Annotated in this window: 7 protein-coding genes; 6 read left to right on the forward strand and 1 reads right to left on the reverse strand. The window is 32.7% G+C overall.

The genetic code is table 11. The annotated features are described in order from the left end of the window. Nucleotides 1-441 precede the first annotated feature (441 nt). The 6 genes from IJI80_RS06000 (at nucleotide 442) to IJI80_RS06025 (ending at nucleotide 5,639) form a co-directional block, all read left to right on the forward strand. On the forward strand, nucleotides 442-1,674 hold the full coding sequence (locus IJI80_RS06000) for an LL-diaminopimelate aminotransferase (protein ID WP_292788516.1): 1,233 nt from the start codon (nucleotides 442-444) through the stop codon (nucleotides 1,672-1,674). Between the two features lie 90 nt (nucleotides 1,675-1,764). Further along, on the forward strand, nucleotides 1,765-2,445 hold the full coding sequence (locus tag IJI80_RS06005) for a DUF6882 domain-containing protein (RefSeq protein WP_292788518.1): 681 nt from the start codon (nucleotides 1,765-1,767) through the stop codon (nucleotides 2,443-2,445). Between the two features lie 85 nt (nucleotides 2,446-2,530). Then, nucleotides 2,531-3,160 (forward strand): hypothetical protein, encoded by a 630-nt coding sequence (locus tag IJI80_RS06010; RefSeq protein ID WP_292788520.1) that lies wholly within the window; start codon nucleotides 2,531-2,533, stop codon nucleotides 3,158-3,160. Then, on the forward strand, nucleotides 3,150-3,788 hold the full coding sequence (locus tag IJI80_RS06015) for a hypothetical protein (protein WP_292788522.1): 639 nt from the start codon (nucleotides 3,150-3,152) through the stop codon (nucleotides 3,786-3,788). Before IJI80_RS06010 ends, IJI80_RS06015 begins: the two co-directional genes overlap by 11 nt. A gap of 16 nt (nucleotides 3,789-3,804) precedes the next feature. Beyond that, nucleotides 3,805-4,347, forward strand: coding sequence for a hypothetical protein (locus tag IJI80_RS06020; protein ID WP_292788523.1), 543 nt, complete (start codon nucleotides 3,805-3,807; stop codon nucleotides 4,345-4,347). Between the two features lie 272 nt (nucleotides 4,348-4,619). Beyond that, nucleotides 4,620-5,639, forward strand: a complete 1,020-nt coding sequence (locus IJI80_RS06025) for an adenylosuccinate synthetase (protein WP_292788524.1) — start codon at nucleotides 4,620-4,622, stop codon at nucleotides 5,637-5,639. Between the two features lie 146 nt (nucleotides 5,640-5,785). On the opposite strand, the gene pyk is transcribed toward IJI80_RS06025, so the two are convergent. Then, a complete protein-coding gene (gene pyk / locus IJI80_RS06030; RefSeq protein ID WP_292788525.1) occupies nucleotides 5,786-7,195 on the reverse strand; it encodes a pyruvate kinase in 1,410 nt (469 codons plus the stop codon). Nucleotides 7,196-7,493 lie beyond the last annotated feature (298 nt).

The raw sequence follows: 7,493 nt of genomic DNA on the forward strand, positions 1-7,493 counted from the left end.
GCTGTCATTTCTTTCATTTTTTCACCGAATTAATCTTATTTTAAAATATTTGTGAGTTCTAATATATTCTCTAATCTGTAAGTATAATATAGAACAATTAATGATTAATGTATACTAAATGATACATTATCTTATAGTATTATATGTATATCTTTTTTATTTTATTTATACATTAGTTTTATATTTTTTTCAATCTGCAAATTTTTAAAAAAATTTTAGAATTTTTTATATTTCCATTTTATTAATAAACAATTTTAAATAATATATTTAATAAATATCTAATTGTTAAATAGTTAGAAATTTAGTTAGAAATTATTAATTAAGTTAATGTTAGCTATTTTAGATTTTAAGGTATAATTATATTAATTGTAATTTTGATGTTTTAGATTTAACTAATAATTTTAATTATTTAAATTTTTTAAATTATTCTGAGGTATAAACATGGTAAAGATTAATGAAAACTATCTTTTATTGCAAAACAGTTATCTTTTTGTTGAAGTAAATAGACGTGCAGCTAAATATATGGAAGAAAATCCAGAAAAGAATGTTATAAAAATGGGTATTGGAGATGTAACTAAACCATTAGTCCCTACTGTAATCAAGGCTTTTAAGGATGCAGTTGATGAAATGGCTGAAGCGGATTCCTTTATGGGATATGGTCCTGAACAAGGATACGACTTTTTAGCAGAAGCTATCATTAAAAATGATTTCAACAAATGGGGAGTGGATTTGGATCTTGATGAAGTGTTCATTTCAGACGGTGCAAAATGTGATACCGGAAACATTCAGGAAATATTTGCATTGGATAACGTAATTGCAGTGACTGACCCTGTTTATCCAGTATATGTTGACACTAATGTAATGGCAGGCAGATCAGGAAACATCAAGGATGATGGAATGTATGAAAATATCGTTTACCTTCCTTGCACTGAAGAAAATAACTTCGTTCCTGAACTTCCAAGTGAACCTGTTGACTTAATTTATCTCTGTTTCCCAAACAATCCAACTGGAACCACTTTAACAAAAGATGAATTGGCTAAATTTGTGGAATATGCAAAAGAAAACGATGCTCTTATCCTTTTCGATGCAGCATATGAAGTTTTCATCACTGAAGACGATGTGCCTCACACAATCTATGAAATTGAAGGTGCAAAGGAAGTTGCTATTGAATTCAGAAGCTTTTCAAAAACTGCAGGTTTCACTGGTACACGTTGCGCTTACACCGTTGTTCCTAAGGATATCAAGATCAAGGATGCTGAAGGCATTGAGCAATCTGTAAACGCATTATGGAACAGAAGACAAACCACCAAGTTCAATGGTGTTTCATATCCTGTTCAAAAGGCTGCAGAAGCGGTTTACACTGAAGAAGGACAAAAGGAAATCATGGCAAACATTGAATATTACTTGGAAAATGCTAAAATCATTCGTGAAAGCTTATCCGATATTGGATTGAATGTTTACGGTGGAGTGAACTCCCCTTACATTTGGGTAAAGACTCCAAACGACATGGAATCCTGGGACTTCTTTGATTTGCTCTTGGAAGAGGCTAATATCGTTGGTACTCCTGGTTCTGGATTCGGTCCAAGCGGAGAAGGCTACTTAAGATTAACTGCATTCAATACTTTAGAAAACACTAAGGAAGCTATGAGCAGAATTTCTAAATTATCATTCTAGATTAAATCTGGAATTATTTAGATTTTTATCTTCTCATTTTTTTATTTTTTACTTGTTTATTTTTATTTATTAATTATTTTGGTGAAAGAAATGGAAGTTAATTCTTTATTAATTGAAGAAAATGATGATTTACAGGATTTATTCTCTAAATATGGTGCTTTGGCATTAGAAAAGCAGGAAATATTATCAAGCATTGTTGGAGATGCTGAACCTGAATTGGATATTGAAAAGGGAATTGTCAGGTTTGGCGATAAGGAATTTCCTATTCAATTGATTGGATTCTTGGATCCTGATGAGGATACCTGGTCCTGGGCATGGGATAACGAGGATATAGGTTTTCCAGAAGATTTAATCGAAGAGGCAAAGGCAATAAGGGAATTTGGTCAAGAACAGAATGTTCCACAATTTTTTGAAAATGTCTTTGCAGCAAACTTGTCTGAAGCTCATATTTTGACTATGACAGTATCTTCCCTCTTTAGCAATGATGCATATTGTGCTGTTAATTATGGAGGATTTGTATTCTTTGTAAGCATTGAGTCTGATGAGATAGAGATTACTGATGACATTGACGTATTTGCAAATGTCATTAATGATTTCCATCGTAAATTTGAAGTAAATCATTTAAAGGCTTTAAGAGGTTATGCTGAAATTAAAGGTTATGAATACAAGTACAGAGATGAGTTTTGCGTTGTTAAGATTGGAGACGACACAATTGTTGTCACTTTGACTGAAAGAAAGAACATTTATACCATTAAAATCATTAGAGCTTAATGATTTCCATTTTTTTATTTTTTATTTTTCCACTTTTTTTATAATTTGCATTAGTTATCTAATTAAAGTCTAATTGGGTGTTATTATGGATAAGGAACTGATTGATGAGATCAATTATGAAATCCAGCTATTGGTAAAGAGCGGTTTTTATGGTGATGATGAGATATTGGAAATCATTGCTGATGAGTTTATCGAAGAGGACATATCTGATGATTTAATCTCTAAACTCTTTTTGGAAAATAAGGAAAGTCTTGAAGATTTAGATGGAGATTCAGATGATTTCATCAACTTGAGGAATGCATTTTGCGATTTGACAAAGGAAAAGATCATTTCCATCCATAATGCCGGTTATGACATTGAAGAGGGAATTCAGGACTCATTTGAACTCTTTGTACATTTAAGGAATAATAAATACAACCCTATTGGATTCTGTTTCTATGCCTTTGAGGATATTGAAAGTGTGATAGAGGATAATGCATTGAACATCGCTTTCGGAGATTTTGAATACGATGAGGAAAAGGGTTTGGAAATAGCTAAAAAGATAGTTAAAACCCTTAAAGAGTATGGTTTTGAAATCAATTGGGGCGAATCTGTAGATGAAATAATTGAAATAGAGAATTTCAATTGGAAAAAGCAATTTGATGGAAAGGAATATTCCATGGATGGAGCCCTTGAAGACTTTATCAGATTAAACAGTGAAGAAAATGAACAATAGATCAAAAGAGATTATTGAAGATGCCATTTCACAAGGGAAGTGGACTTGGCTTGAAATAGATGACAATTCAGATTCACTTTATCTTGAATTTGAGAATCTCAAATTGTCTTCAAGGCCTATTATAGACAACTCATATAGGGGAGAGTTAGCCATTAGATTTGGCCAGAACATTTATTTGGCAGTCTTTTTTAATGAAAAGAAAAATCTTGATTTCTTAAGATTCGATGAGGATTATCTGAATCATTTGTTAAATTCCAATGAATATCTCTCTTTAAGATATCCCTATTTCTATCAGGAATTTTCAAAAAAGGTCATGGATTTCAAATTCCAGAATCATGATTATTTAAGCGAAATTGAAGGAAAATACAAGTTTAAGAAGGTTTTGGCAGATAAAAGTAATGGGAATGAGAATTATGATTTTCTATTGTCCTTTGAATGTGAGGAAATAGCCATTGCAGTAGGTGGAGACTTTATAAATTTCTTCAATGATTTCGAAGCCTTGAATGATGATGAGATCAAAAGGGTTTCAAATACCTGGATGATGTATTATTTGGATTATTGGAATAAGAAAGGAACAGATAAGGAGTATAAAGAAGACCCTCTTTGCGAAGAGTTTCCTTTAAAATAAGCGTTTTGGTGAATTTATGGAACAATTGAAAAAAGGTTATAATTATTTGGATAAAAATTCTTATTTCTTTGGAGAAATTCCAAATGACCGTGCAGTGAAAATTGCTGACTATAAGTTTTTCTGGGATGCTACTGATGAACTTTCTCCTTTTGGCTGTGAAGAGGCATACATTGCATTTTGTGAAATATCCGAGTGGCTAGATGAAAATCCAAAAACTCCAATAATCGAATGTTTCATATGGATTCTAGAATCTTGGGACCTGGATTTGGAGGATTTCAATGATGATATTATTGAAAGTGAAAACATATTGAAAATCATTCAGGATATGGATTTTTATGAGGAATTGATGAGTTTGGATTATACAATAATCGCCACTGGCTTCGGACAATTGATTCTTCAGGGAAAAATAGATGAGGATGTAAAGAATATCATTCAATTATCCATCTTGCGTCAAATGAATTCACATGTCTTGGATGCCTTTTTAGCAAACAATGAGCAATTCAAGTATGAGAGATATCTCTACCTTCAAAAGCTATTGGAAATATTGGAAGATGCTTAAGAATTTTCAATATTCTTTCTATTTTTTTTATTTTTCTATTATTTTGTTTATTTTTTCAAGCTATTTTTTTAATTTTTCAGTTCATGATAATATTTATAAATGTTAAAAAATAAAATATATATGGTCAATGAACTATTTATTTAATTTAAATAGTTTAAAATGAACTATTCTAGTAAACTATATTTAACTATGCTTAAGACTACACTAAAACTAATAAAAATAATGAAAACTAATAAAACTAACTAAAATGATTTTTTAAAAGGAGATTTTAAATGACTTGTAGTATACTAGTTGGTGGAGCTTGGGGAGATGAAGGTAAAGGAAAATGCATCACTTACCTTTGTGATAATGATAAACCAAGCATTATTGCTCGTGCAGGAGTCGGGCCAAATGCAGGGCATTCTGTTGAATTCAATGGAGAAAAATATGGTTTAAGATTAACTCCTTCTGGTTTTGTACATAAGGATGCTAAACTTATGATCGGTGCAGGAGTTTTAGTAAACCCAGATGTATTGTTTAAGGAATTTGAAGACTTAAAGAAATATGATGTAAAGGAAAGAATGTCTGTAGACCCAAGATGTGCTATAATCACTGAAGAACACATGTCTAGAGATAAGAATTCCGAGCATTTGGCTAAAAAGATTGGAAGTACAGGATCAGGTTGTGGACCTGCTAATTCAGACCGTGTAATGAGGTCAGTTGGCCTTGCAAAGGATGTTCCTGAACTTGAAGATTATCTTGCTGATGTTTCCATTGCATGCAATGAAGCTATTGACAATGGAGAGGATGTATTCATTGAGGGCTCACAAGGATTCGCCCTTTCACTTTATTACGGTTCTTATCCATATGTAACCAGTAAAGACACTACCGCATCAACCTTTGCAGCAGATGTTGGTGTAGGGCCAACTAAAGTGGATGAGGTCATCAATGTATTCAAATCTTACATTTCCCGTGTTGGAGAAGGTCCTTTCCCAACAGAAATGACTCAAGAGGAAGCGGAAAGCAAAGGTCTTGAAGAGTATGGTGTTGTAACCGGAAGACGTAGAAGAATCGGTTACTTTGATATGGAACTTGCTAAGGAATCCTGCAGAATCAATGGAGCTACTCAAATAGCTTTAACCTGTGTAGACAAGTTATATGATTGCGCTCGTGTTCAGGATTATGGTGAATTGTCTGCAGAAACCAAAGCGTTCATTTCAGAAATAGAACAAGAGACTGGTGTCCCAGTAACAATCATTTCAACTGGACCAGACTTAAAGGACACTATTGATTTAAGAAAAGAATTATTATAATTCAAACTTTTAGAAAAAGTTTGATCAAAACTTTTTCTTTTCTCTTTTTTACTATTTTTATATTTTAATTATCTGCTTTTTTAAAATGGATTTAAATTTTTTAATGGTTTTTTTCTGCTTAATTTCATAAGTGTAAATCTCCATTTTCAGAAATCTATTTCAGCTATTCTTATGGCATTGGTTTTTTCACTTTCTCCTAATGGGAATCCTCCAGTAATCACTATTAAATCCCCTTTATTCAAATTGAATTCCTCTTTAGCTATTTTCTTAAGGTTCCTTGCCATTTCTGAGGTGTTGCTGAATATGTCTGTTATCACAGCCTTAACTCCAAAGTTCAAAACCACTTTCTCAGCAATGTGCTTAGATGGGCAGCATGCTAATATAAGAGGGTTTGGCCTGAAATTACTGATCTTACGTGCTGTGTAACCGGTCATGGTAGGTGTAACTATCAGTTTAATGTCTAAATATTCAACTGCCTCTATAACCAATTTAGCAATTGTATCGCTAACTTCTATTGTTCCCTTATATGCAGTATGCTTTGTATAATCGATAGTTGATTCAACGTATTTGCAGATTCTGCTCATCATTTCAACGGATTCCACTGGATGCTTTCCAACAGTGGTTTCTCCAGATAGCATGACGCAATCGGTTCCGTCCAATATTGCATTAGCCACATCTGAAACTTCAGCTCTTGTAGGCCTTGGGCTTTCATACATTGAAGCAAGCATTTCTGTCGCAACGATAGCAAACTTGCCCTTTTCACGGCATTTTTTAATGATTCCCTTTTGAAGCATTGGCAATTTCTCCAGTGAAACCTCCACTCCCAAGTCTCCACGAGCCACCATGATTCCATCAGAGACTTCAATGATCTCATCTATATTTTCAATTCCCTTGCTGCTTTCAATTTTTGAGATGATTAGAGCGTCTCCACCTGATTCTTCAATTATTTTCCGTGCTGCAATAACATCCTCTTTTGAAGTTACAAAGGATAAAGCCAAATAGTCACAGGAATGCTTTGCTGCAAATGAGATATCCCTTTCATCAGCTTCGCTAATGAAATCCAATTTCAAGTCAACTCCAGGAACATTAACGGTCTTATGGTTTTTAATGTCTCCGTCTCCTAAAGCTTCCAAGACAACATGATCATCTTGCTTTTCTATGACTTCCAATTCAAGAAGAGCATTGTCTATAAGCACCTTGTTTCCCACTTCTATCAGGTCGATTGCTTCACTGTGATTGACTCCGAATTCCTCTTCATTGCCTTGTATGCATGTCTTGCTCATCCTAATGGTATCTCCCTTTTCCAGAGTAACTCCTTCAGATTCAAATTCCAATGTTCTGAATTCTGGCCCTTTGGTGTCATACATAATTGCAATAGGCCGATTGCATATCTTACGAACTTCCCTGATAACTTCTATTGTTTTCAATATGCTCTCTTCTGTAGCATGGCTAAGGTTAATGCGTGCACAATCCATGCCGTTATTAACCATTTCAGTCATTGTTTCAACAGAATCAGATGCCGGACCAATGCTTGCGATAATCTTTGTCTTTTTCAAATTAGCATCTCCAAAAAGTAATCATTTATATGGATATTATGTTTAAAGATATTATAAATTTGTTGTTTTTTCTTTTAAGGAAAATAAGATTAAGAGAAACAATATGGGGCAAAATAATAAAAAATAGTATAAAATAGTAAAATTTGTAATAACTAATAGAATTGTTAAAAATAGTCTAAAAAAGTTGTTTTTAAAAAATAAAAATGAAAATAGTAAAAATTGTAATAAAAAAAGTTGTTTTTAAAAAATAAAAATGAAAATAGTAAAAATTGTAATAAAAAAAGTTGTTTTTAAAAAA

It is taken from the genome of Methanobrevibacter sp. (assembly GCF_017432245.1).
GTDB lineage: Archaea > Methanobacteriota > Methanobacteria > Methanobacteriales > Methanobacteriaceae > Methanobrevibacter.

What these genes read in the sequence shown, in the direction of transcription:
- IJI80_RS06015 (WP_292788522.1), top strand. Translation starts at nt 3,150, where the DNA reads ATGAACAATAGATCAAAAGAGATTATTGAAGATGCCATTTCACAAGGG.
- IJI80_RS06000 (WP_292788516.1), top strand. Translation starts at nt 442, where the DNA reads ATGGTAAAGATTAATGAAAACTATCTTTTATTGCAAAACAGTTATCTT.
- IJI80_RS06010 (WP_292788520.1), top strand. Translation starts at nt 2,531, where the DNA reads ATGGATAAGGAACTGATTGATGAGATCAATTATGAAATCCAGCTATTG.
- IJI80_RS06025 (WP_292788524.1), top strand. Translation starts at nt 4,620, where the DNA reads ATGACTTGTAGTATACTAGTTGGTGGAGCTTGGGGAGATGAAGGTAAA.
- IJI80_RS06005 (WP_292788518.1), top strand. Translation starts at nt 1,765, where the DNA reads ATGGAAGTTAATTCTTTATTAATTGAAGAAAATGATGATTTACAGGAT.
- IJI80_RS06020 (WP_292788523.1), top strand. Translation starts at nt 3,805, where the DNA reads ATGGAACAATTGAAAAAAGGTTATAATTATTTGGATAAAAATTCTTAT.